Consider the following 24,407-nt stretch of genomic DNA (forward strand, 5'->3'; position numbering starts at 1 on the left):
ATTATGGTTGAAAACCGGAGACTGACCCAACGGTCGATGGCCTTTGTGCTCGCGGGCGGACGCGGAAGCCGCCTCAAGGAGCTGACGGATAAGCGCGTGAAACCGGCGGTTTATTTCGGCGGCAAGACGCGGATCATCGATTTCGCACTGTCCAATGCGCTGAATTCCGGCATCCGCAAGATGGCCGTGGCGACGCAATATAAGGCGCATAGTCTCATCCGGCATATGCAGCGCGGCTGGAACTTCTTCCGGGCCGAGCGCAACGAATTTCTCGATATTCTGCCCGCCTCGCAGCGGCTTGGCGATGAAAGCTGGTATAAGGGCACGGCGGATGCGGTGACCCAGAATATCGACATCGTGGACAGCTATGATGTGGATTACGTCATCATCCTCGCGGGCGACCACATCTACAAAATGGATTACGAGATCATGCTGCAACAGCATGTGGACAGCGGCGCGGATGTGACCATCGGCTGCCTCACGGTCCCGCGTCAGGAGGCCTCGGCCTTTGGCGTGATGGCGACCGATGAGACCGGGCGGATCACGTCGTTTCTCGAAAAACCGGCGGACCCGCCGGGCACGCCGGATGACCCGAATGTCGCGCTCGCCTCGATGGGGATTTATGTGTTCGACTGGAAATTCCTGCGCGAGATCCTGATGAAGGATTCCGAGGACCCCAATTCCAGCCATGATTTCGGCCATGACCTGATCCCGGAGATCGTCAAGAACGGCAAGGCGATGGCGCATCGCTTCGACGAGAGCTGCATTCGCGATGACGGCGCGCCCGCCTATTGGAAGGATGTGGGCACGGTCGATGCGTTTTGGGAGGCCAATATCGACCTCACCGATTTCACGCCGGAGCTGAATCTCTGGGATCACAACTGGCCGATCTGGACCTATTCGGAAGGCGCGCCCCCGGCGAAATTCATCCACAACGAAAAGGGCCGGCGCGGGATGGCGATCTCGTCCATGGTGTCGGGCGGCTGCATCATTTCCGGGACCGAGATCCGCAACTCGCTGCTCTTCACGCAGGTCCACACCAATTCCTATGCGGTCTTGGATCATGCCGTGGTGCTGCCCTATGTGACGGTCCACCGCTCTGCGCGGCTGCGCAAGGTGGTGATTGATCGCGGGGTGATCATCCCCGAGGGCTTGATCGTCGGCGAGGATCCCGAAGAGGACGCAAAATGGTTCCGGGTCAGCGAAAAAGGCACGACGCTGATTACGCAGGACATGCTGGACCGGCGCGCGGCGGAATCATGATCAAGGTTCTGTCGGTCACATCCGAGGCGGTGCCTCTCATTAAAACCGGCGGTCTGGCCGATGTGGCGGGCGCGCTTCCGGGGGCGCTCAAGGCGCATGGTGTGGAGATGCGCACGCTGATCCCCGGCTATCCGGCGGTGATGAAGGCGCTCGATGCTCCAGAAGAGGTCATTGATTTCGATGATCTTTTCGGCGGCAAGGCCCGGCTTCTCTGCGCCGAGGTCGCGGGGCTGGAGCTTTTTGTGATCGACGCGCCGCATCTCTATGACCGGCCCGGCGGGCCCTATCTGGGCGGCGACGGTTTGGACTGGCCCGACAATGCGGAGCGCTTTGCCGCGCTCTCCTGGGTTGGCGCCTATATCGCCGCCAATGGGGTGAGCGACTGGAAGCCCGCCATTCTGCACGGTCATGACTGGCAGGCCGGTCTCGGCCCCGACTATCTCGCGCAGATGGACGGGACCGCCAAGACCGTGATGACCATCCACAACATCGCCTTCACCGGCGGGACGGAGCCGCATAAGATCAACGAGTTGCGGCTGGATCCGGACCGGTTCCATCAGGGCGGCTATGAGTTCTGGGGCAAGGTCTCGGCGCTCAAGGCCGGGCTGATGATGGCCGATGCGCTGACGACCGTCTCGCCGACCTATGCCAAGGAGCTGATGACGCCGGATTTCGGCATGGGTCTCGACGGGGTGATGCGCTATCGCCGCGACGCGCTGATGGGGATTTTGAACGGGATTGATCTTGAGGTGTGGAACCCGGCGACGGACCCGGCGATCGCCACCTACAAAGACCCCAAGGGCAAGGCGAAGGCCAAGGCGGCGCTGCGCAAGGAGTTCGGCTTGCCCGAGGCGGACGGCCCGCTCTGCGTCGTCGTCTCGCGGCTGACGGGCCAGAAGGGGTTCGATCTGCTGCTCGAAACCCTGCCCGCGCTTCTGGAGCGCGGCGGGCAATTGGCGCTGCTTGGCTCCGGCGAGTTCTGGATTGAGGAAGCGTTCCGCAAGCTGGCCGAAGAGAACCCCAATGTCGCCGTTCATATCGGTTATGATGAGGCGATGTCCCACCGGCTGATCGCGGGCGGCGATGCGATCCTGGTGCCGTCGCGGTTTGAGCCTTGCGGGCTCACGCAGCTTTACGGGCTGCGTTATGGCACGGTCCCGCTGGTGGCGCTGACGGGCGGGCTGGCCGATACGGTGATCAACGCCTCGCCCGCCGCGATTGCGCAAGGGGTTGCGACCGGCATCCAGTTCGCGCCCGTCGCCGCCGAGCCGCTGCGCACGGCGCTCATCCAGCTTTGCGAGCTTTACGCAGACAAAGAAATCTGGTCACAGATGCAGCGCAATGCTATGGCCCAGCCCGTGGGCTGGGACCAATCCGCCGGTGCCTATGCCGCCCTCTATAAAGAGCTGACCGGAGCCGCATGAGCAGTAACATTTCGATCTCCGCCGGGCGTGCTTATCCGCTCGGCGCGACCTTTGATGGCGGCGGCGTGAATTTCGCCGTCTTTTCCCAGCACGCGACGCGGGTGACGCTTTGCCTTTTCGATGAGAAGGGAAACGAGCATTTGCTGGTCGATTTGCCGGAGCGGGACGGCCATGTCTGGCATGGCTATTTTCCGGGGATGGGACCGGGCCAGCGCTATGGCTACCGGGTGCATGGGCCGTATAAGCCGCAGGAGGGCCACCGCTTCAACCCCAACAAATTGCTGATCGACCCCTATGCCAAACGCCTGACGGGCCACCCGGAATGGAATGATGCGCTTTACGGCTACACGGTCGGCGACGAGGCGGGCGATCTGAGTTTCGATCCGCGGGACAGCGCGCCCTTCATGCCGAAATCCGTGGTGGTGGACCCCAGTTTCGGCTGGGGCGGCGACCGCCCGCCGCAAACGCCGATGACCGAAACGGTGATTTATGAGGCCCATGTCAAAGGCATGACCGCGCTGCGGCGCGATGTGCCGCGCCCTGGCACCTTCCTTGGCCTCGCCTCGGACCCGATGCTGGAGCATCTGACGGATTTGGGCATCACCGCGATCGAGCTTCTGCCCGTGCAAGCCTTCCTCAATGACCGGTTTTTGGTGGAAAAGGACCTCACCAATTACTGGGGCTACATGACCCACGGGTTCTTCGCCCCCGATCCGCGCTATCTCGATGGCGGCGGGATTGCGGAGTTCCAGCAGATGGTGGCGCGGTTCCATGATGCGGGGATCGAGGTGATCCTCGACGTGGTTTACAACCACACTTCCGAAGGGGCGGAGCTTGGGCCGACGCTGTCGTTCCGGGGTCTCGACAATCACGGCTATTACCGCCTCGCCGAAGACCCGCGCTACTACATCAATGACAGTGGCACCGGCAATGTGCTGGACCTCGACAAACCCTTCGCCCTGCGCCTCGTGATGGACAGTTTGCGCTATTGGGTCGAGGTGATGCATGTGGACGGGTTCCGCTTCGATCTCTGCTCGGTTCTGGGGCGCACCCGCGGCATGTTCGACCGCGACGGGCCGTTCTTCCGCGCCGTGCGGCAGGACCCGGTGCTGAACAAGGTGAAACTGATCGCCGAGCCGTGGGATATCGGGCCGGGCGGTTATCAGCTGGGCGCCTACCCGGCCCCCTTTGCCGAATGGAACGACAAATATCGCGATCAGGTGCGGCAGTTCTGGCGCGGCGATACGGGCATGGTGGCGAAGCTTTCGAAACGCATCGCGGGCTCGGCCAGCCGGTTCGACCATGACGGGCGGCCCGCGACCTCCTCCGTGAATTTCGTGACCGCCCATGACGGGTTCACCCTGATGGACACGGTCAGCTACAACGAAAAGCACAATGAGGCGAATGGCGAGAACAACAATGACGGCCATGCGCATAACTGCTCGCATAATCTCGGGGTGGAGGGGCCGACAGATGACGCGGCCATTCTCGCCGCCCGTGCCCGCCGCCGCCGCAACCTGATGGCGACGCTGCTGCTCTCCCAAGGCACGCCGATGATTTTGGCCGGGGATGAGCTTGGCAATTCGCAAGGTGGGAACAACAACGCCTATTGTCAGGATAATGAGATCGGCTGGATCAACTGGGATGAGGCCGATACGGAATTTCTCGACTTCTGCCGCCGGATGATCGCGTTCCGCAAGGCCCATCCGATCCTGCGGCAGAAGCGGTTCCTGCACGCCCGCTCGCGCCTGACCGACGGGTTCCCGGATCTTTTCTGGCGCCGCGCGGATGGCGAGCCGATGGGGGCCGCCGATTGGAACAACCCGACGCTGAAGCTGCTGGCCGCCGAGTTCCGCATGGCCTCCGGCACGCCCGAATACAACACCCGCAAGGGCGCGATGTTCGTGGTGTTCAATGCGGGCGGCGAGATGGAGGTGACGCTTCCGCCTGCCCCCGAAGGCAAGATCTGGAACCGCCGCCTCGACACCGCCGTCGAGGGCGACATTGACCTTGAGGCCGGACCGCGCGAGCGGATCGCGGGCGACAGTGTCGCGGTGTTCCTGCTTGGCGACGGCGCGGTGCAGCCATGAGCGCGGGCGATATTTTCGACATGCGCCTTCAGCGCAGCGCGGCTGATCTCTGGCCGATGCTGGAGCAGCTTTACGGCCAGCGCCCGGATTATCCCGAGTTCTGCGAGCGGCTGACGGAGCGCCTGCGCGCGGCATGGCGAAGCCGCCCGAAAGATCTCAAACAGCTCGATCTCGCCCGCGATCTGGAGCCGGACTGGTTCCAGCGCCCCGGCATGGTTGGCTATGTGTTCTATATCGACCGGTTCGCAGGCGATCTGGCGGCGATCCATGAACGGCTCGATTATCTCTCCGATCTCGGCGTCACTTATGTCCATCTGATGCCCTGCCTGATGCCGCGCCCGGGCGACAGTGATGGCGGCTATTCGGTGATGGATTACCGCCAGATCAACCCCGATTACGGCAAGATGGCGGATCTCAAACGCCTTGCCGCAGCGCTCAGGGCGCGCGGCATGTCGCTCTGCATTGATCTGGTACTAAACCACACCGCGAAGGAACATGACTGGGCACAGAAGGCGGCGGTGGGCGATCCGGACTATCAGGATTATTACCTGATGTTCGAAAGCGACACGCTCCCCAAAGCCTATGAGCAGACGCTGATCGAGATTTTCCCAGACACCGCACCCGGCAGTTTCACCCATTATCCTGACTTCGATAAATGGGTGTGGACGACCTTCAACGAGCATCAATGGGATCTCAACTGGGCGAACCCCCAGGTTTTTCTCGAGATTGTCGATGTGATGCTGTTTCTGGCCAATCAGGGCGTCGATGTGCTGCGCCTCGATGCGGTGGCCTTCATGTGGAAACGGATGGGGACGCGCTGCCAGTCGGAGCCGGAGGTGCATATGCTGCTCCGCGCGCTCCGGGCCTGCACAAGGATTGCCGCCAATGCGGTGATTCATCTCGAAGAGGCGATTGTCGGCCCCGCCGAAATGCTCACCTATTTCGGGCGCGGCGAGCATGACGGGCGGGAGGGCAATCTCGCCTATCACAACAATCTCATGGTGCAATATTGGAGCGCGCTCGCGACCCGCGACACCGCCATGATGCGCCATGTTCTCGGCACCCATTTCCCGCAAACCCTGACCAATGCGACCTATGCGACCTATATCCGCTGTCACGACGATATCGGCTGGGCGATCACCGATGAGGATGCGGGCGCGCTCGGCTTTTCGGGGGCGGCGCATCGGGCGTATCTGTCGGATTTCTACGAGGGCGGCTTTCCCGGCAGTTTCGCCCGCGGGGAGCTCTTTCAGGAGAATGAGGAAACCGGCGACAAGCGGATCTCCGGCAGCTTCGCCTCGCTCGCCGGTCTTGAAACCGCGCTCAAGGCAGACAACCCGGCGGCGGTGGACCGCGCCATTGACCGCATCCTGCTCGGCCATGCGCTGATCGCGAGTTTCGGCGGCATCCCCTTGATCTATATGGGCGATGAGCTCGGGCTGATGAATGATTACGGCTATCACGACCGGCCCGATCACGCCCATGACAGCCGCTGGCTGCACCGCCCGGCGATGGATTGGGACAAGGCCGTCCATGCCGAGGTGAACCCGGAGACGCCCGAGGGCCGCATCCTCGCCGGCACCCGCCACATTCTCCAGCGCCGCGCCGCGATCCCCGGTTTCCATGGCGGCCTGCCGACCGAAATTCTCCACGCGCCGGACCGGGCGATCTTCGCCTTTGCGCGGCGAACTCCGACCGGCCCGACCCTTTGCCTCTTCAACTTTACCGAGGACTGGCGCAGCGTGCCGGGCCAATGGCTCCGGGACCATGCTGCGCAGCATTTTTACGACCTTTTGTCAGACGCTTACGTCACCTTGCGCGACGACCACCTGGATCTTCCCCCCTACGGCCGTGTCTGGCTCAGCTAATCCCTGCCCTGCTAACAGAACGAAATTCCGATCATGACCCTCGATATTCAGCCTCAAACCGTTTCGGCCAACGATCTGCGCGACCAGATTTTGCATCATTTGACCTATACGATCGGCAAGGACGCCGATCATGCGAGCATCTATGACTGGCGCATGGCGACGAGTTTTGCGATCCGCGATCTGATCGTCACCCCGTGGTTCAACGCGACCCGCACGACCTATGGCAAGGATGCCAAGCGCGTCTATTACCTCTCCATGGAGTTCCTGATCGGGCGGATTTTGGGCGATGCGATCACCAATCTCGGCCTCGCGGGCGCGATGGAAGAGGCGTTTGACAGCCTCGGCCTCAACCGCAGTGAGATCCTTGAGGATGAGCCGGACGCCGCGCTCGGCAATGGCGGTCTGGGGCGGCTCGCGGCCTGTTTTCTGGAGTCGATGTCCACCCTGCAATGCCCCGCCCATGGCTATGGCATCCGCTATGAGCATGGCCTCTTTCGCCAGCGTTTCGAGGGCGGCTATCAGGTCGAGACCCCGGAGGATTGGCTCAACCAGCCCCATCCATGGGAATTCGCCCGCCCGGAATCGGCCTATACCATTGGGTTCAAAGGCTATGTGACCGAGAGCGGGGGCCGACGCATCTGGCATCCCGATGAAAGCGTTCTCGCCCGCGCCTATGACACGCCGGTCATCGGTTGGGGCGGCAACTGGGCCAATACGCTGCGCCTTTGGGGCGCGCTGCCGACGGAACTCTTTGATCTCAAACGCTTCAATTCCGGCGATTACACGGCGGCAGCGGAGCCGGAGGCGCTGGCCCGCACCCTCTCCCGCGTTCTCTATCCCGACGACACCACCGAGGCCGGGAAGGAATTGCGGCTGAAACAGGAGTATTTCCTCACCGCCGCCGCGCTCCAGGACATTCTGCGCCGCTTCCTCGCCGAGCATGACGACCTCGCCGCCCTGCCCGATAAGGTCGCGATCCAGCTCAACGACACGCACCCCGCCATTGCCGGGCCGGAACTGATGCGTCTTTTGATGGATGTGCATGGCCTCGACTGGGACCGCGCGCGGGACCTCACGACCCGCACCCTCAGCTACACCAACCACACGCTGCTGCCCGAAGCGCTGGAGCGCTGGTCCACCTGGCTCATGGGCCGCGTGCTGCCGCGGCATATGGAAATCATCGGCAAAATCGACGCGGAGCAGCGCGACGCGACCAGCGGCGCGCAAGGCGTGATTGAGCATGACGAGGTTCTGATGGGCCCGCTCGCCTTCATCATGGCGCATAAGGTCAACGGCGTCTCGGCCCTTCACACGGACCTCATGCGCGAGACGGTGTTTGCCGATCTGCACGCGCAAAGCCCCGAGAAAATCGTCAACCAAACCAATGGCGTGACGCCGCGCCGCTGGCTGCGCATGGCGAACCCGGCGCTCTCCTCGGTGATCGATGAGACCATCGGCACGAGCTGGACGGCGGATCTGTCCGAGCTTGAGAAGCTGGAGGCGCATGTCGAGGATGCGGCGTTCCTCAAGGCGCTCGACAATGCCAAACGTGCCAATAAGGTCCAGCTTTCCAATGGCTTGCTGGCGGGTCTTGGTGTGAAGGCCGACCCGGACGCGATGTTCGACACGCAGGTGAAACGCATCCATGAATATAAACGCCAGCTTCTCAACATCCTGGAGGCCGTCGCGCTTTGGCAGGAAATGCACGATGCGCCGAACGCGGACTGGACGCCGCGGATCAAGATTTTCGGTGGCAAGGCGGCGCCCGGCTATTGGCTGGCCAAGGATATTATCCACCTTATCAATGATGTGGCGGCGACGCTGAACAATGATCCGGTCACGTCGAAATGGCTCCAGATCGCGTATCCGGCGAATTACAACGTCTCGATGGCCGAAAAGCTGATCCCGGCGACGGATCTCTCGGAGCAGATCTCGATGGCCGGCAAAGAGGCGTCGGGCACCGGGAACATGAAATTCACCATGAATGGCGCGCTGACCATCGGCACGCTGGACGGCGCGAATGTGGAAATCCGTGAGCATGTCGGACCGGAGAATTTCTTTCTCTTCGGGCTGACGGCGGAGGAAGCGGCGAGAGAGGTTGCGAAACCCGGCCATGCCCGCGCCGCAATCGAGGCCAGCCCGCGCCTGAAAGCCGCGCTGATCGCCATCGCCGATGGCGCGTTTTCGGATGGCGTAACAGATCGTTATGGCAATGTTCTGGGCCGGACATGGGACGACGACCCGTTCCTCGTCGCCTCGGATTTCGATGCCTATTACGCATCGCAGCGCGAGGTGGACGCCGCCTTTGCCGACAAGCCCAAATGGGACCGCATGGCCGCTCTCAACATCGCCCGCTCCGGCTTTTTCTCGTCAGACCGCACGATCAAGGGCTATATGAACGACATCTGGGGCGCGCAGCCGGTTGAGATCGACCGCACATAAAAAAGGGGCGCATCGGAGCGCCCCTTCTTCTTTTCTCTCAAGCCTTTAGCTCGTCGGGCAGACCGCGCCGGTGTCGATCCATGCCCGCGTCAGGGCCCCGAAGGTTTCCTGATCGCCCGGAGCCGGGGTGCGGCCATCACCCGGATGCCATGCCCAACCGACAAGCCCGTCCTCGGCATTATGGTGATGCAGCTCTTCGAGATCCTTGCCGCCATTGCGCTCGGGATCTTTGATCTGCTCGCAAATCTCCGCAAGGCTCTTGCCGACCCAGCCCATGCTTTCAGGCGCCAGCGCCCAAGGCTCGTGACCGGGGATCGAGCCCGCGGCGGTCGGGAAGTTAAAGTTGTCCGGCCCGTGGCAGGTGATGCACTGCATACCCGGCGCGCCGAAATCGGCATCGCCGCGAATGACTGGCGGCTGGTGTGGCTGCATGTCGTCACCCTGCGTCGGCCCGCCCGTCACCGGGTGGCAGTTGAGACAGCGCGGATGCGTCAGCACCTTGCCCATTTCCTCGAACATCGCGGCGGAGCGCTCGCCCTCGTCAGCGATGGCGGAGAAACTGTCGGGGCCGTTGAGGGCGGTGTCCTGTGCGGGTGCGTCCGACGGGGTGGCGGCGTCTGTTGATGCGGCTTCATCCAAGGCGGCATCGGTGGCCGCTTCTTCGGTTGCCGCGTCATCAGTGGCCGCTTCGGCGCCGGTGGCGTCCGCTTCGGTGGACTCAGCGTCTTGTGCGTCGATAGCTTCACCTTCGGCAGCCGCGTCGCTCGCCTCAGCTTCTGCGCTTGCCGCAGCGTCGTCCGATTCGGCGCCCTCAGCAGGTGCCGCCTCTTCAGAAGCCGCGCCTTCAGCGTCGCCGCTATCATCCGAAGCTGCTGCGTCATCCTGCGCCGCACCGTCATCAGAGGTTTCACCCTCCTGAACATCCGAGTCTTCATTGGATGCCGCGTCTTCTGCGCCAGCCTCATCAGTTGCCGCAGCATCGTCAGCAGGAGCCACCTCTTCCGTGTTCGCATCGTCAGCCGGTGCAGCTTCACCCGCAGACCCATCCGACGATGCGTCACCTTCAGCAGACGCATCCGTTTCTGCCGAAGCATCGGCTTCAGCCTCAGCCCCCGCTTCCGCGTCAGCTTCCGTCTCACCTTCAGCCCCGACGTCCGCCTCGGCCTCCCCCGAAGCCGCAGCCTCGCCAACCGTTTCCTCCGGCGGCGCGGCCTCTTCGACCTGCGTTTCCGTGGCCGCAGAGTTCGCCGCGTCCGCCTCATCCGCCGCCTGATTGTCCTGCGCGAAGGCCGAAGCGGCGACGGTGAGCGCGAGCACCGCGCTCAGTGTTGTGATCTTAGTCATCTTTGTCACTCCTCTCAGACCATCGCCCGGACCATGGGAAGCTGGCGGACATTTTCGCCCTTCAGCTTGCGCCATGCGTTCATCACGGCGGGCGCAATCGGCGGCACGCCCGGCTCGCCGACGCCCGTGGGATCTTCGGTGCTGGCGATGATCTCCACCTCGACGGCGGGCATCTCGCCAATGCGGATCATGCGGTAATCGTTGAAATTGCTCTGCTGTACCGCGCCCCCTTGACCGAAAGTGATTTCGTCGAAAAGCGCCGCGCCGAGGCCGAATCCGATCCCGCCTTCCATCTGCGCGCGGATCACATTGGGATTCACCGGAACGCCGCAATCCACCGCGCACCAGACGCGGGTGACATGGGGCGATCCGCCGCGATCCTCGACCTCCGCGATTTGCGCGACATAGGTGCCGAAGCTCTTGGCATAAGCGAAACCGTAGGCCTTACCCTCCTCCGCGCCGCCCTGCCAGTTCGCCATTTCGGCGACCTTTTCGATCACGCCGCGCGGGCGGTCCTCGCCCTCCTTGAGCATGTCGAGACGGCCCTGAACGGGGTCCTTGCCCGCTTGGGTGAAGAGCTCATCGAGGAACGCTTCGACCGCGCCCGCCGTGTGGCTGGAGCCGACCGAACGCCACCAGAGGAGCGGGATGTCCACCATCGTCTCCGCCCAGCCGAGACGATGCGCGCCGAGATTATACGGGAGCTCATTCGCGCCCTCGAAGGCGGTCATGTCCACGCCATTCGGCATCATCATCGCTTCAAACTGCGTGCCGCGCATGATCGACGGGGTCGCGATGACCTGCTCCCAGCCGACGATATTGCCGTCCGCATCGAGCCCGCCGCGCATCTTGTGGACCGCCATCGGGCGGTAATAGCCGCCGCGCACGTCATCTTCGCGGCTCCAGACGAGCTTGTAAGACCCTTCGCCGCCCGCTTGCGCGACCTGCGCCAGTTCCACTGCGAAATGCATGGTTGGCTGGGCCCGGCGGCCAAAAGAACCGCCCGCAAGGGTGACGTTGAGCGTCACGTTTTCCGCCGGAAGACCGAGCGTCTGCGCAATGGCCGGATGCTCACCGCCGGGGAATTGCGCGCCATACCAAGCGGTTGCGCTGTCTCCGGTATACTCAATCACGCCATTCAGCGGCTCCATCGGGGCATGAGCGAGGAAGGGGAACACATATTCCGCTTCATGCAAGGTCACGCCCTCGCCGTCCATCACCGCGAGATCGCCTGCGGTTTCGATCTCGATCCCCGGCTCCTGCGCGGTCTCGGCGAAACTGGCAAGGATCTCATCGGTGCTGCGGGTCTCGGCACTGGCCATGTCCCACTCGATCTGGAGCGCTTCGCGGCCCTTCATCGCCGCGAAGGTGTTCTCCGCATAAACCGCGATGCCCATGGGCAACTGGCGCACCGCGCGCACGCCCGGCACCTCAAGCGCCGCCGCATCGTCATAGGATGCCACGGTCGCGCCGATCACATCGGGATGGGCGACGACAACGGTTTGCATCCCGTCGAGATAGTAATCCATCCCGAATTTGGCGGTGCCGTTGCTCTTGTCCGAGGTGTCGAGTTTTGGCGTGTCCGTCCCGATCAGGGTGAAATTCGCCGGGTCCTTGAGGGTCGGCTCGCCTTGCGGGGTCATCTCCGCCGCTGCCGCCGCGAAGGCGCCAAAGCCCGCTTCCTGACCGGAGCTGTGCTTGATGCGGCCTTTCTCGACGGTGATTTCTTCCGCCGGAACGCCCCATTCCTCGGCCGCCGCCGCCACGAGCATCGCCCGCATCGTCGCGCCGACCTGACGCATCTGGTAATAGGAGGACGGAATGGCCGTCGAGCCGCCCGTGCCCTGAAGGCCAAGCGCCGGATTCACATAGACCGGATTGGCCGGCGCGGGCTCGGCCCGCATCTGGCTCCAATCCGCATCGAGTTCCTCGGCGACGAGGGTGGTCAAACCCGTGAGCGGACCCTGCCCCATTTCGAGGTTGCGGATCATGACGGTCACGAGGTCATCCTCGCCAATGCGCACAAACGCATTCGGCTCCAGCGGCGCATTGCCGCCCGCGGCCTGCGCCCGCGCGCCCTTGACCGGCAGGGTCAGCGCCATCACGAAGCCGCCCGCTGCGGCCATAAATCCACGACGTGTTGTCTCAAAAGTCATGGCTTACCCCTCCAGCTTTCCGGCGGCGTCATGGATCGCCTGACGGATGCGCACATAGGTGGCGCAGCGGCAGACATTCCCGGCCATCGCGTTGTCGATATCCTCGTCACTCGGGGCGGGGTTGAACTGTAAAAGCGCCGTCGCGCTCATCACCTGACCGGACTGGCACCAGCCACATTGCGGCACGTCAATCGCTTTCCAGGCGTCCTGCACGGCGTCATATTCGGCGCCTTCCATCCCCTCGATGGTGGTGACTTCGGACCCCTCGATCATCGAGATCGGGGTCACGCATGCCCGGCGGGGCATCCCGTCGAGCATCACGGTGCAGGCCCCGCATTGCGCGATGCCGCAGCCGAATTTCGTACCGGTCAGTTGCAGTTGGTCTCGGATGGCCCAAAGAAGGGGGGTGTCGGGATCAAGGTCCATCGTGACCTCTTCCCCATTCACGTAGAATGTTGTCATGGCTCGCTCCTCGCTTGCTGTCCAGAAGCGTAACACCAAATCGATTAGGCGTAAGCCTAAATTAGTTAAAATATTTTGAGATCAGGGTCTTGAAGGTCGGATTCGCGGTCCACATCGGCGAGCATCCGGGGCGCGGCAACCCGTTGAGCCGAGGGCAAATCTTTGAGGAGCGCGCCTGCGCCGCGGTCGCCACTCATGGTCATCAACTCGGGGAATACAGCCTCAGGGAAGCAGGCGGGCGGCATAGGGCGCGTGCCGTCGCTCGCCGCCGCGATGCCGCCGTCCGCACGCAGGATGATCTCATAGAGCAGATCCGCCGTGACGAGCGGCATATCGCCTAGGGTGACGAGCAGTTTCTCCGCTTTCAGCTTCTGCGCGAGATGCACGCCCGCCTTGAGCGAGTCGGCCTGCAAACTGCCCTCCACCATTTCGATGACGATGAAGCCTTTGAGGAACGGGTGCAGCGCGCGGTCGCTGATCACCGCGATCCGCATGTCGAGCGGCGTCCAGCGCAGCGCGCCGGCGGCATGGGCGATCAGCGGGCGGCCCGCGAGTTCGGCCAGCAATTTGTTGTCCGGCCCGAAGCGCTCGGACCGTCCGGCGGCGAGCAAAAGCCCGGCGACGGTCATGTGCGCTTGCGGTCCGCGTCGAGAATTTCTGCGAGCACGGAGACGGCGAGTGTCACCGGGTCGCGCGCGGACGGGATGAGGCCGATAGGGGCGTGGATGCGGGCGATGGCATCCGCCGCCACACCGCGCGCCGCGAGGGCCGCGTTGCGCGCATCCCGCGCCCGCTGGCTGCCTTGCGCGCCGATGTAAAAAGCCTCGCTCGCTAGGGCGGCGGCGAGCAAGGGTGGCTCCCAATCATGATCGTGGAAAAACAGGACAATCGCCGTCCACGGGTCCGCCGTGATCTCAGGCACGGATCGCGGGGTCAGCAGCGGGGAGACCGCAACGCCTGCGGCACTCGCCACATCGCGGGTCTCACTGTCCGGCGAGGAGAGCGCGGCGTGATATCCGGTCGCGCGAGCCAGTTCGGCGAAATGTACCGCTTCCGGCCCTTTGCCGAAAATCTCGAAACGGAGCGGCGGCGGGAGGGGAATGGTCACATCATCCTCCGCGCCCGCTGCGTCCAGCGAGACGTGGCCATCGCTGCGCGCGATCCGCAAAGTTGCCGCCTGCCGCGCGCGATGCGCTGCTGCGAGTGCAGCTAAAACCGCCTCATCTGGTTGCGGCACCAGAAAAATATCAAGCCCGCCCCCACAGGGCAGTTCCAGATCCACCATCGCCGAGCCGCGCCCATAGCGGACCGCGACCGGCGCGCCCGTGCTTCGCACCTCATCGGCCCGGAGCGCCAGATCTGCCTCGATACAGCCCGAGGACAGCGAGCCGACCCGCCGCCCATCATCAAGGAAAGCCATCATCGCGCCGGTGCTGCGATAGCTCGGCCCCTCGGTGCCGGTGATGACCGCCAGCACACCGGGCGCGGCGGCGAGCGCATCGAGCGGTGCGTCCCGTTTCATGCTTTGACGTAGATCCAGCATCGAAAGGCTCCTTTACAGACCATTAGACATCGGCGAAGCCCGCCGCGCAATGTGAACTCTTTTAAAGGAAACTGGTCGGGGCGAGAGGATTCGAACCTCCGACCTACGGTACCCAAAACCGTCGCGCTACCAGGCTGCGCTACGCCCCGATCCCGCGCGTCATAGCCGAGCCGCGCGGCGATGGAAAGAGCGGACTGCGTTTATTGCGGAGAAATCGCGTCGTCCGGAAGGGCGCAGGACCACGCCGCATCGGCAATCGCCGGATGGCGCATTTCCGCGCCCTCTTCGATGCCGAGCATCTTGGCCATGCCGCCATTGATCTCCAGCACATATTGAATGTCGTCGCCGCCCGGAATGGGGGTGAGATCATGCGGGGTGGCCATCGGCGCGACGCGGCGCACAACCCCGTCGGACCCGGCGAAGATAATGTCGAGCGGGATTTCGGTATTCTTCATCCAGAAGGCGACCGACTGCGGCTCTTCATAGACAAAGAGCATTCCAGAGCGGCGCGGCATGTTTTCGACAAACATCAGACCCTGCGCGCGCTCTTCGGCATCATCGGCGACCTCGACGGTGAATTCCGCGCTCATGCCCTCATGGCGCAGATCGAGCCGCTCCTCGGCGCAGACCGCACCGGTTGCGACCTGCGCGGCCAGAACGCCCGCGAGCAGGCTCATTCGCCGTCCTCATTTTTCTTTTGCAGCGCGTCCCAAGGGAAAATCGCCACAGCCAGACGCCCGCGATCGCCGCTGCATGTGCGCACCGCAATGGCTTCGCCGGGCTGGAGATCCGCAAGACCGGCGGCCCGCAGCACCTCTTTATGCACGAACACATCCTCGCTGGAGCCGAACACATTGACGAAGCCGAAGCCGCGCGCCTTGTCGAACCATTTGACCCGCGCCGGCTCGCTCTCATCGAGATCGCTCGGCGAGATCTGCGCGGCACTGTCGCCCATGAAGGCAACCGTCTCGCTCATATTCGCTGTGATATTAAAGACTTCGGCAACCTGACGACCACGTGCCGTGTCCTTGAGCTCGAATTCGATTTCGGCTCCTTCCACGACGGAGGATCGTCCATATCCCCGCAAGATATTGGCATGGAGCAGCACGTCGCCGGATCCATCTCCCAAATCGACGAAGCCATATCCAAGCTCCGCATCAAACCATTTTACGCGACCAAACACCATATTACGTCAACCGGAGACTCGCCTATTCAACCAAAAGTGAATGCACTATTCTTAATAACGCTGCTTTAGGGATACAAGCGTTGAACGTGCCACGTGGTGCCTTGTCGCACCCAACGGAACCGATCATGCAGACGGAACGCGCCATCGGCCCAAAGCTCGATTTCGAAGGGGCGAATAAGGTAGCCGCCCCAGAACGGCGGACGGGGGGGATTGAGCCCGTGCTGCGCCGTCATTTTCGCCACCTTCCCCATCAGCTCGGCCCTGTTTTTTAAGGGTTTCGACTGCTCCGACGCCCAGGCCCCGATGCGGCTCTGCTGGGACCGGCTGGCGAAGTATTCATCGGCCTCCGCGCCCTCCACTTTCTCGACTTCACCGCGCACACGCACCTGACGGCGCAGGGATTTCCAGTGCATCACGAAGGCCGCAAAACCGGCGGATTTTAGCTCATCGGCTTTGACGCTCCCGTAATTGGTATAGAATCGGAACCCTTCGGGCCTGATATCCTTGAGCAAAACCATCCGCGCATTGGGCCGCCCCTCACTGTCCACCGTCGAGAGCGCGATGGCGTTAGGATCATTCGGCTCGGCTTTTTCTGCCTCTGCCAGCCAGCGTTTCGTGATCTCGATCGGGTCGTCCCCCGCGAAAATATCCGCCATTGAAAAGTCTCTCCCTTTGCATCCGGCTTGAAGCATCCTGTCCTTTGCCGTAATCCCGAATGATAGAGCGTTGCAATTGCGAGGATATACATGACCGGAATTATGGCAGGCAAACGCGGGCTTATCATGGGCCTCGCAAATGATAAAAGCATTGCCTGGGGGATTTCCAAGGCCTGTGCGGATCAAGGGGCCGAAATGGCCTTCACCTATCAGGGGGATGCGTTGAAAAAGCGGGTCGAGCCGCTGGCGCAGAGCCTCGGCTCCTCGCTGGTGATCCCCTGCGATGTGACTGATGCGGCGTCGATGGATGCGCTGTTCGAGACGCTGGAGAAGGAATGGGGCAAGATCGACTTCATCCTCCACGCCATCGGGTTTTCGGACAAGAACGAGCTGCGCGGCACCTATACGGAAAGCACAACGCGGCAGAACTTCCTCAACTCCATGGATATTTCGGTGTTCTCCTTCACCGATGTCGCCAAACGCGCCCTGCCGCTGATGAGCGAGGGCGGCTCGCTTGTCACCATGACCTATTATGGCGCGGAGCGGGTCATGCCACATTACAACGTCATGGGTGTGGTGAAAGCGGCGCTTGAGGCTTCCGTGCGCTATATGGCGATGGATCTCGGCCCGAAAAACATCCGCGTCAACGCGCTGTCGGCTGGCCCGATGAAAACGCTGGCCGCATCGGGCATCGGCGATTTCCGCTATATTCTCAAATGGAACGAGCTCAACGCACCGCTGCGCCGGAATGTGACGCTGGAAGATGTGGGCGGCGCGGGCATGTATCTGCTCTCCAACCTCTCCTCGGGCGTGACCGGCGAGACGCATCACGTCGATGCGGGCTATCATGTGGTTGGGATGAAGGCCGAAGACGCGCCGGATATCGACGTGGTCACGGGGCGCAAAGAGTCATGAGTGATCGTTTGCCCCATGAAAAAGGGTTCCATATTTCCTGGGACCAGCTTCACCGCGACAGCCGCGCCCTCGCCTGGCGTCTGGAAAACGAAAAGCCGACCGGCGGCGAATGGAAAGCCGTTGTCGCGATCACCCGCGGCGGGCTGGTCCCGGCGATGATCGTGGCGCGCGAGTTGGACATTCGCGTGGTCGAAACCATCGGCGCGAAGAGCTATGCCAACCAGTCGCAAGTCAGCGAGGTGCGGATCATGAAAGCCGCCGCCGCGGACATCATGGGCGACGGCACCGGCGTTCTCATCGTCGATGATTTGGTGGACAGCGGCAAAACCCTCGAAAAGATCCGCGAGTCCTATCCGAACGCGCATTTCGCCACCGTCTACGCCAAGCCCAAGGGCCGCGAGCAGGTGGACAGTTTCATCACCGAGGTGAGCCAGGACACATGGATCTTCTTCCCCTGGGACATGGCGCTGCAATATGTCCAGCCCTATCGCGGTGAAGATTGATATTGCTTAATCTAGATCGCAATCAAGAAGGACTGTATAATAGCTTTCTGAAGAATTTTCACTTAAATTCTTCATATGGCTTTGTAGCTGGCGTACTTTTATGTACCACCGGCAACTTAAGTCGTTCTATAGAAAGAATTTCTAAATTTAGATTAGGTCAAGATCCACTTTGCGCTTTTCTGCCTATAGCTGACCCGGAAACAATAACGCCTATTTTTTCCGCTATTTTACTTTCGTCAAGCCTCGCAATATTTCACTCGCGAGATGGGATTAGCCCCACCAGCTTCACTTATAGAATAACGACATCTTGTGTTTGCGCGTTAGGATTTCTTATCGGAGTCCTAATATCTTTGATAACATTCGAAGAAATATATCAATATTTTAAAAGCGATAACATTAAAATAAAAGAATTTACATTGGCAATATATTTAGTTATGTATGCAACATATTCGTTATTATTAATATCTTTGACTCCAATAATATTTCAATATAAAAAAATATACATTAAGTTCGCAGTTCTTATTTCAAGCTTTTCGATTTGCAGCATTTTCGGTCTATTAATGCTAAGCGAAGAGCGCCCTACTTTTTGCGAAGTTGCAACTGAATCTTGGATGAAAAACTAGTGATGACCGATATCGACCGTCTCCGCGACATCATGCGCGCGCTGCGTGACCCAAAAACCGGCTGTCCGTGGGATGTGGAGCAGACCCATAAGAGCATCGCCGGCTATGTGCTGGAGGAGGCCTATGAGGTCTATGACGCCATTGAAACCGGCGAGGATCTCGTCGGCGAGCTTGGTGATTTGCTGCTTCAAGTCGTGTTTCATGCGCAGATGGCGGAGGAAGCGGGCGCGTTCACGCTGGATGACGTGATCGCCTCGATCAGCGACAAGATGGTCGCGCGGCATCCGCATGTGTTCGGCGATGCGGGCGCGCGGGACGCCGAAGAGCAGCGGGTCGATTGGGAGCGGATCAAGGCGGAGGAGCGCGGCAGGGTGCGCACGCTCGACGGGGTCGCCCGCGCCCTGCCCGCGCTGACCCGTGCGCAGAAACTTCAAAAACGCGCTGCAAGGGTCGGTTTTGACTGGGATAACCGCGCCGATGTGATCGCCAAGATCGCCGAGGAAGCGGAGGAATTGGCGGACGCGCCCGAGGATCAGCGCCTCGCCGAATTTGGCGATCTGATCTTTGCCGTGGTCAATGCGGGACGTCATTACGGGCTCGACCCGGAGGCGGCGTTGCGGCTCACCAATGACAAGTTCGAACATCGTTTCGCCTATATCGAGGATCGGCTCGCCGAGGAGGGCCGCAGCCCGGCCGACGCCAGTCTCGATGAAATGGAAACTCATTGGCAGGCCGCAAAAACCCGCTAGCCGCTCACTGCATTTTGTGAACGCGCCCGCAATTGGAAATTGACGAAAAGGCACTTCGGCCCCATAGTCTTATCACCGTTTTTACGAAAACGGCCACCGCGCCGGTCTTGCGTGCGATGCGAGAGCCACCAGCGGATTTGGAAGAAGAGACCGTTCACGGTCGGGAAAGACAGGTTCGCGCCAGACGCGACCTGTCTTTTTTCTTGCGCCCTTCCCCCGTTTCGCCTTTTGCGTTACACCGCCCACAAACGGGGGAGCCATGCGTCAGACCATTATCGAACGCTGCGAGGCCAAGGGGCTTCGCATGACCGGCCAGCGCCGCGTCATTGCGCAGGTTCTGGAAAGCGCTGACGATCATCCTGATGTGGAAACCCTCTATGCCCGCGCGGCGGAGGCGGATCCGAATATCTCTCTGCCCACAGTCTACCGCACGGTGAAGCTCTTTGAAGAGGCGGGGATCCTGGAAAAGGTCGAATTTGGCGATGGACGTGCGCGTTACGAAGACGCCGACCGCGATCACCATGACCATTTGATTGATTTAACCACCGGGGATGTCATCGAATTTGTTGACCCCGAGATCGAGGCATTGCAGGAAAAGATTGCGAAGCGGCTTGGCTACAAGCTGCGTGGCCACCGCTTGGAACTCTATGCTGTTCCGCTCAAGAAGGAGAATTGAGATGAGCCTGATTATCGACATTACCGCCCGCGAAATTCTCGACAGCCGGGGCAACCCGACGGTTGAGGTTGACGTGCTTCTTGAGGATGGAACGCTTGGCCGTGCAGCGGTGCCCTCGGGGGCGTCGACCGGCGCGCACGAGGCGGTGGAACTGCGCGATGGCGACAAGGGCCGCTACATGGGCAAGGGCGTGACCAAGGCGGTTGCGGCGGTCAATGGCGAGATCGCCGAAGCGCTTGTGGGGGCGGATGCGACCGAGCAGGAAGAAATCGACGCCGCGATGATTGAACTCGACGGGACGGAGAACAAGGGCCGTCTCGGCGCCAACGCGATCCTCGGCGTGTCCCTCGCGGTCGCCAAGGCCGCCGCGCAATATACCGGCCAGCCGCTTTACCGCTATGTCGGTGGCACCCGTGCGCGCACCCTGCCGGTCCCGATGATGAACATCATCAATGGCGGCGAGCACGCGGACAACCCCATCGACATTCAGGAATTCATGATCATGCCGGTCTCCGCCACCTCGATCCGCGAGGCGGTTCGCATGGGCGCGGAAGTCTTCCACACGCTGAAAAAAGAGCTTTCGAGCGCGGGCCATAACACCGGGATCGGCGATGAAGGCGGGTTTGCTCCGGCCCTGAACTCGACCACGGACGCGCTCGATTTCATCATGAAGTCCATCGAAAAAGCGGGCTACAAGCCGGGCGAAGACATCTATCTCGCGCTCGATTGCGCTTCGACCGAATATTACGCCAATGGCAAATATGAGATGAAGGGCGAGGGCAAATCGCTCTCCTCGGAGGAGAACGCCGATTACCTTGCCGAACTCGTCAGCAACTATCCGATCATCTCGATCGAGGACGGCATGGCCGAGGACGACTGGGACGGCTGGAAGATGCTGACCGACAAGATCGGCGACAAGGTTCAGCTTGTGGGCGACGATCTCTTCGTGACCAACCCGAAACGTCTCGCTGACGGCATCGAGAAAGGCACGGGCAACTCGATCCTCGTAAAGGTCAATCAAATCGGCACCTTGTCGGAAACTCTTGAAGCGGTCGAGATGGCGCACCGCGCCTCCATGACCGCCGTGATGAGCCACCGCTCGGGCGAGACCGAGGACGCGACCATCGCCGATCTCGCCGTCGCGACCAATTGCGGGCAGATCAAAACCGGCTCGCTCTCGCGCTCGGATCGTCTCGCGAAATACAACCAGCTTATCCGCATCGAGGAAGAACTGGGCGAGACTGCGCGCTATGCCGGCACGTCGATCCTGAAAAAATAACAAACTGAAATCGGGTTCGGGGCGCCCTGCCCCGCCCTTTATCGAGTGTTCCCATGACTGACCCCCAAGACGCGCCGCAGATCTATCTCCTGACCCCGCCTTCGTTCTCGCTGGCCGATTTCTGCCCGCGGCTGGAGACGGTTCTGGACGGAGTGGACATCGCCTGTCTGCGCCTTGCCATGGCGACGCAGGACGAGGATGAGTTGACCCGCGCCGCCGATGCGCTGCGCACGATCTGCGATCCGCGCGACGTGCCGCTGGTGGTCGCCGAACATGTGGGGCTGGTCAAGAAACTCGCCCTCGACGGGGTGCATCTGAGCGGCACGCGCGGGCTGCGTGAGGCCCGCGACGAGCTTGGCGGCGATGCGATTGTCGGCTGTTACTGCGGCACCTCGCGCCATGATGGGCTGATCGCCGGGGAAGCCGGGGCGGATTATGTCAGCTTCGGCCCGGTCGGCGCGCCCGGTGCGCTTGGCAATGGCGAGCAGGCCGGGACGGAGCTCTTCCAATGGTGGGCGCAGATGATCGAGGTGCCGCTGGTGGCCGAGGGTCATCTGGGTCCGGAGGCCGTCGCCACCGTCGCGCCCTTCGCGGATTTCCTCGCCATCGGCCCCGAGATCTGGCGCGAGGATGACGCGCTCGCGGCCCTCAAGGTGCTGACCGCCTAAGCTTCCACAATCTCCGACCGCACCGCGCTTTCCGCCTGCGCCGTCAAGGCTTTTCGCCCGTCAAAAGCTTCGGGCGCGAGCGGTGTGTGAAACGTCACCTCCACGCGGCTCCCATGCCCATGGGCGAGCGCGTGTTTCAGATGCCGTCCGAAATCCATCTCCCCCCACCAGCCGAAAAAATCGCGGCGGAGCCCCGGTTTCGGCAGATAGCGCAGCGTCACCGGCTGGACCTGCACCGAGCCTTCGGGATGGCCCATAAACACCTGAAAGAGCGTCGAGCGGAACGGCAGCACGCGAAGCCCGTCCGTGCTGGTGCCTTCGGGGAAAAACGCGAGCTTTCGCCCCTTCTCCAGCTTCTCGCGCATCTGCGCTTCCTGCCGCTTGGCCTCGCGCGGATCGCGGCGGATGAACACCGTGCCAAACCGCCGCGCCATATAGCCAACGCCCGGCCAATCCGCGACCTCGGCCTTGGAGACGAGATCCACATCAGCGGTCGCAAACAGCACCCAGATATCCATCCAGGAGACATGGTTTGAAACCAGCGCACCGTGGGCGGCCATCGGCGCGCCCTTGGTGACGATCTTCACGCCCGCCAGCCACACCGCCAGCCGCGCCCAGCCTTTGACGATCCAATGCGCGTCGTGCTGGACCGGCCGCCCAAGCAAATCAACGAGGAAAAACAACGGGAAAGCAATGGCGAGGCTCACCGCAATCGCGGCCCCGCGGAGGAGAAAATTCAGCCAGCCCATCACCCCCATGGGCGGGAAATCGACCTCACCTTCGGGGTTCTCCCAAGTGACGCTCACGCCGCGCCCCGTTTGGCCCGCGCCTCGCGGGATTTGAGATAACGGTCCTTCATCGGGCCGGTTTCGACGAGGATGCAGACATCGGTGGTGTTGAAATCATGGTCGATCCACGCGCCATCCCCAACAACGCCGCCGAGGCGCAGATAGGATTTGATCAGCGACGGCGTCGCGCGCAGAGCGGCGGCCCGATCAAGCTGATCCTTCGCCACCCGGTCCATCTCCAGCCGCTGCGCCGGACGGGCCGGAACGCGGAGCGCCTCGGGCGCGGCGTGGTTGTAATGGAGATTGGCAAGCGGCTGCGCCAGCGCGTCCACATCGGTTCCGGGGAAGGATGCAACCCCGAAAAGCAGCGAAATCTCATGCTCCAGCACATAATCCGCCAACCCGTCCCAGAGCATCTGAAGCGCCATCCCGCCGCGATATTCCGGCGCGACGCAAGAGCGGCCCAGTTCGAGAATCTCCCCCGGCCAATCCGCCAGACGACTCAGGTCGTATTCATCATCCGAATAAAAACCGGGCCCCTGTTCTGCGACATTTCGGCGCAGCAACCGATACACCCCGACGATTTCGCCGCCCTTTTCATGATCGATCAGCAATAAGTGATCGAACACGTCGTCCCATTGGTCCACTTCCAGACGCGACTCATGATCTGCATTCACGGTATCCGCGCCCATCTCTTCGACAAAAACACGGTATCTAAGTGCCTGCGAGGCCGTGATTTCGGCCTTGTTTTGTGCTATACGGGTCTCGAAGCGGGAAAGATCAATCTGCATAACGCCCGGACACCTTCTCGCAAAAGTAAAGACCAACGGTTTCGATTTGGCGCAACATAAATCCCTTGTTTACAGGCATGGGCAGAGTTTTGCCGAGTATATGTTAACATTGTTCATATTAACCTTCCGTTAACACTTCACGCCTAGGTGGTTAATCCATAAGGCGATCAATTGTTAAAGTGACACGGTCCTCCACGATAACTTTCTTACCCGCCTCTTCAAAATTGACGGTCACCCTGCCGTCTATGACCGACTGAACCTGCCCCAATCCCCATTCCGGGTGGTCGGGGTGCCGCACAAGACAACCGGGTGTTAACAGGGATGCCATAGGCTGACCTCCAAACGCCCCCGACATGGAGAGCCATGATGAGCAAAGAGATACACGCCCTCCTCGCTTCGCGTATCTGCCACGATCTCATAAGCCCTGTGGGCGCGATCGGCAACGGTCTCGAAATGGCGAAGATATCGCCCTCGCCGGAACTGGACCTGATTACCCTTGGAAGCGACATGGCGCGGGCCAAGCTGGAATTCTACCGGGTTGCCTTCGGTGCAGGAGACGGCGCGAGCAGTATGCCGCCAGAAAAACTCGCCCGGATCGGGCAGGATTATTTCCGCGAATCCCGCTACACGCTGAGCTTCGATGCCATCGGGCTGGAAGATCGTGCGGATATTCGTCTGCATTTTCTGATCCTTATGGCGATGGAAACGGCATTGCCCTTTGGGGGGGACTTGCTGCTCAGGGCCGGTTTCATCTCTGGAACGGGCCGCCGCGTCAAAACCGAACTGCCGGTCTGGAAAATGCTCGATGGCGGCGAGATGCCGGAGGATATCCGTGCGGGCGATGTGCATATCGTCCTTCTCGCGCAAGAGCTGGAGAAGCAGAACAAGCGGCTCGAAATTTCCGCGGACGACACTCAAATTACGTTGCGGGTCGAGCCGCAGCGCGCGCGGGCCGTGGCCTGATCCACCGGCCCGCGCGGC

General features: G+C 61.6%; 23 protein-coding genes and 1 tRNA gene. 12 read left to right on the forward strand and 12 right to left on the reverse strand.

Annotated elements, in window-relative coordinates:
* The first annotated feature begins 3 nt into the window (after positions 1–3).
* Genes glgC through ACMA5I_RS09550 form a run of 5 tightly spaced genes read left to right on the forward strand, consistent with a single transcriptional unit; the run spans position 4 to position 9,087 of the window.
* A complete protein-coding gene (gene glgC, locus ACMA5I_RS09530; protein WP_525886036.1) occupies positions 4–1,263 on the forward strand; it encodes a glucose-1-phosphate adenylyltransferase in 1,260 nt (419 codons plus the stop codon).
* Complete coding sequence (glgA, locus tag ACMA5I_RS09535) at positions 1,260–2,687, forward strand: glycogen synthase GlgA (RefSeq protein ID WP_525886037.1); 1,428 nt, start codon at positions 1,260–1,262, stop codon at positions 2,685–2,687. The genes glgC and glgA overlap by 4 nt, the downstream gene beginning before the upstream one ends.
* Positions 2,684–4,777 (forward strand): glycogen debranching protein GlgX, encoded by a 2,094-nt coding sequence (gene glgX, locus ACMA5I_RS09540; protein ID WP_525886038.1) that lies wholly within the window; start codon positions 2,684–2,686, stop codon positions 4,775–4,777. The genes glgA and glgX overlap by 4 nt, the downstream gene beginning before the upstream one ends.
* On the forward strand, positions 4,774–6,645 hold the full coding sequence (locus ACMA5I_RS09545) for an alpha-amylase family protein (protein WP_525886039.1): 1,872 nt from the start codon (positions 4,774–4,776) through the stop codon (positions 6,643–6,645). Before glgX ends, ACMA5I_RS09545 begins: the two co-directional genes overlap by 4 nt.
* A 33-nt stretch (positions 6,646–6,678) precedes the next feature.
* A complete protein-coding gene (locus ACMA5I_RS09550) occupies positions 6,679–9,087 on the forward strand; it encodes a glycogen/starch/alpha-glucan phosphorylase (RefSeq protein ID WP_525886040.1) in 2,409 nt (802 codons plus the stop codon).
* A 45-nt stretch (positions 9,088–9,132) separates the two neighbouring features.
* Here the strand turns inward: ACMA5I_RS09550 and ACMA5I_RS09555 are convergent, their stop codons facing one another.
* The 9 genes from ACMA5I_RS09555 to pdxH form a co-directional block, all read right to left on the reverse strand.
* Positions 9,133–9,726, reverse strand: a complete 594-nt coding sequence (locus tag ACMA5I_RS09555; protein ID WP_525886058.1) for an Isoquinoline 1-oxidoreductase subunit — start codon at positions 9,724–9,726, stop codon at positions 9,133–9,135.
* Positions 9,727–10,445: 719 nt separating this feature from the next.
* The gene (locus ACMA5I_RS09560) at positions 10,446–12,587 is read right to left on the reverse strand and encodes a xanthine dehydrogenase family protein molybdopterin-binding subunit (protein ID WP_525886041.1); all 2,142 of its coding nucleotides are present in this window, start codon (positions 12,585–12,587) and stop codon (positions 10,446–10,448) included.
* Between the two features lie 3 nt (positions 12,588–12,590).
* Positions 12,591–13,049 carry a (2Fe-2S)-binding protein gene (locus tag ACMA5I_RS09565; RefSeq protein ID WP_525886042.1) on the reverse strand — a complete coding sequence of 153 codons (459 nt, stop codon included), beginning with the start codon at positions 13,047–13,049 and terminating at the stop codon, positions 12,591–12,593.
* Positions 13,050–13,114: 65 nt separating this feature from the next.
* Positions 13,115–13,678, reverse strand: coding sequence for a nucleotidyltransferase family protein (locus ACMA5I_RS09570; protein ID WP_525886043.1), 564 nt, complete (start codon positions 13,676–13,678; stop codon positions 13,115–13,117).
* Positions 13,675–14,592, reverse strand: coding sequence for an XdhC family protein (locus ACMA5I_RS09575; protein ID WP_525886044.1), 918 nt, complete (start codon positions 14,590–14,592; stop codon positions 13,675–13,677). The genes ACMA5I_RS09570 and ACMA5I_RS09575 overlap by 4 nt, the downstream gene beginning before the upstream one ends.
* A 72-nt stretch (positions 14,593–14,664) precedes the next feature.
* Positions 14,665–14,741 (reverse strand) — tRNA-Pro (locus tag ACMA5I_RS09580).
* A gap of 51 nt (positions 14,742–14,792) precedes the next feature.
* On the reverse strand, positions 14,793–15,269 hold the full coding sequence (locus ACMA5I_RS09585; protein ID WP_525886045.1) for a DUF192 domain-containing protein: 477 nt from the start codon (positions 15,267–15,269) through the stop codon (positions 14,793–14,795).
* A complete protein-coding gene (locus tag ACMA5I_RS09590; protein WP_525886046.1) occupies positions 15,266–15,778 on the reverse strand; it encodes a cold-shock protein in 513 nt (170 codons plus the stop codon). The genes ACMA5I_RS09585 and ACMA5I_RS09590 overlap by 4 nt, the downstream gene beginning before the upstream one ends.
* Positions 15,779–15,843: 65 nt before the next feature.
* Positions 15,844–16,434: a pyridoxamine 5'-phosphate oxidase gene (gene pdxH / locus ACMA5I_RS09595; protein WP_525886047.1), complete on the reverse strand. Its 591-nt coding sequence runs from the start codon at positions 16,432–16,434 to the stop codon at positions 15,844–15,846.
* Positions 16,435–16,524: 90 nt separating this feature from the next.
* Here pdxH and fabI point away from each other — a divergent pair, with 90 nt between their 5' ends.
* From fabI to ACMA5I_RS09625, 6 genes are all read left to right on the forward strand, one after another.
* A complete protein-coding gene (gene fabI / locus ACMA5I_RS09600; protein WP_525886048.1) occupies positions 16,525–17,349 on the forward strand; it encodes an enoyl-ACP reductase FabI in 825 nt (274 codons plus the stop codon).
* Positions 17,346–17,852: a xanthine phosphoribosyltransferase gene (gene gpt / locus ACMA5I_RS09605; protein WP_525886049.1), complete on the forward strand. Its 507-nt coding sequence runs from the start codon at positions 17,346–17,348 to the stop codon at positions 17,850–17,852. Before fabI ends, gpt begins: the two co-directional genes overlap by 4 nt.
* Positions 17,853–18,477: 625 nt before the next feature.
* Positions 18,478–19,224 carry a nucleoside triphosphate pyrophosphohydrolase gene (gene mazG / locus ACMA5I_RS09610; protein WP_525886050.1) on the forward strand — a complete coding sequence of 249 codons (747 nt, stop codon included), beginning with the start codon at positions 18,478–18,480 and terminating at the stop codon, positions 19,222–19,224.
* Positions 19,225–19,483: 259 nt separating this feature from the next.
* Positions 19,484–19,900, forward strand: a complete 417-nt coding sequence (locus ACMA5I_RS09615) for a Fur family transcriptional regulator (protein ID WP_525886051.1) — start codon at positions 19,484–19,486, stop codon at positions 19,898–19,900.
* Between the two features lies 1 nt (position 19,901).
* Positions 19,902–21,179 carry a phosphopyruvate hydratase gene (gene eno, locus ACMA5I_RS09620; protein WP_525886052.1) on the forward strand — a complete coding sequence of 426 codons (1,278 nt, stop codon included), beginning with the start codon at positions 19,902–19,904 and terminating at the stop codon, positions 21,177–21,179.
* 53 nt (positions 21,180–21,232) lie between these two features.
* Entirely contained in the window at positions 21,233–21,847 is a 615-nt protein-coding gene (locus ACMA5I_RS09625; protein ID WP_525886053.1) for a thiamine phosphate synthase, read from the forward strand.
* On the opposite strand, the gene ACMA5I_RS09630 is transcribed toward ACMA5I_RS09625, so the two are convergent.
* The 3 genes from ACMA5I_RS09630 to ACMA5I_RS09640 form a co-directional block, all read right to left on the reverse strand.
* The gene (locus tag ACMA5I_RS09630) at positions 21,844–22,653 is read right to left on the reverse strand and encodes a lysophospholipid acyltransferase family protein (protein ID WP_525886054.1); all 810 of its coding nucleotides are present in this window, start codon (positions 22,651–22,653) and stop codon (positions 21,844–21,846) included. The two genes, ACMA5I_RS09625 and ACMA5I_RS09630, sit on opposite strands and share 4 nt — an antisense overlap.
* Positions 22,650–23,426 carry a GNAT family N-acyltransferase gene (locus tag ACMA5I_RS09635; protein ID WP_525886055.1) on the reverse strand — a complete coding sequence of 259 codons (777 nt, stop codon included), beginning with the start codon at positions 23,424–23,426 and terminating at the stop codon, positions 22,650–22,652. The genes ACMA5I_RS09630 and ACMA5I_RS09635 overlap by 4 nt, the downstream gene beginning before the upstream one ends.
* A 151-nt stretch (positions 23,427–23,577) precedes the next feature.
* The gene (locus ACMA5I_RS09640; RefSeq protein ID WP_525886056.1) at positions 23,578–23,754 is read right to left on the reverse strand and encodes a DUF3553 domain-containing protein; all 177 of its coding nucleotides are present in this window, start codon (positions 23,752–23,754) and stop codon (positions 23,578–23,580) included.
* A gap of 38 nt (positions 23,755–23,792) precedes the next feature.
* Here ACMA5I_RS09640 and ACMA5I_RS09645 point away from each other — a divergent pair, with 38 nt between their 5' ends.
* Positions 23,793–24,389 carry a histidine phosphotransferase family protein gene (locus ACMA5I_RS09645; protein WP_525886057.1) on the forward strand — a complete coding sequence of 199 codons (597 nt, stop codon included), beginning with the start codon at positions 23,793–23,795 and terminating at the stop codon, positions 24,387–24,389.
* Positions 24,390–24,407: the final 18 nt, after the last annotated feature.

The sequence above is a fragment of the Jujubicoccus corallicola genome (assembly GCF_047345645.1).
Classification (GTDB): domain Bacteria; phylum Pseudomonadota; class Alphaproteobacteria; order Rhodobacterales; family Rhodobacteraceae; genus JBLEFH01.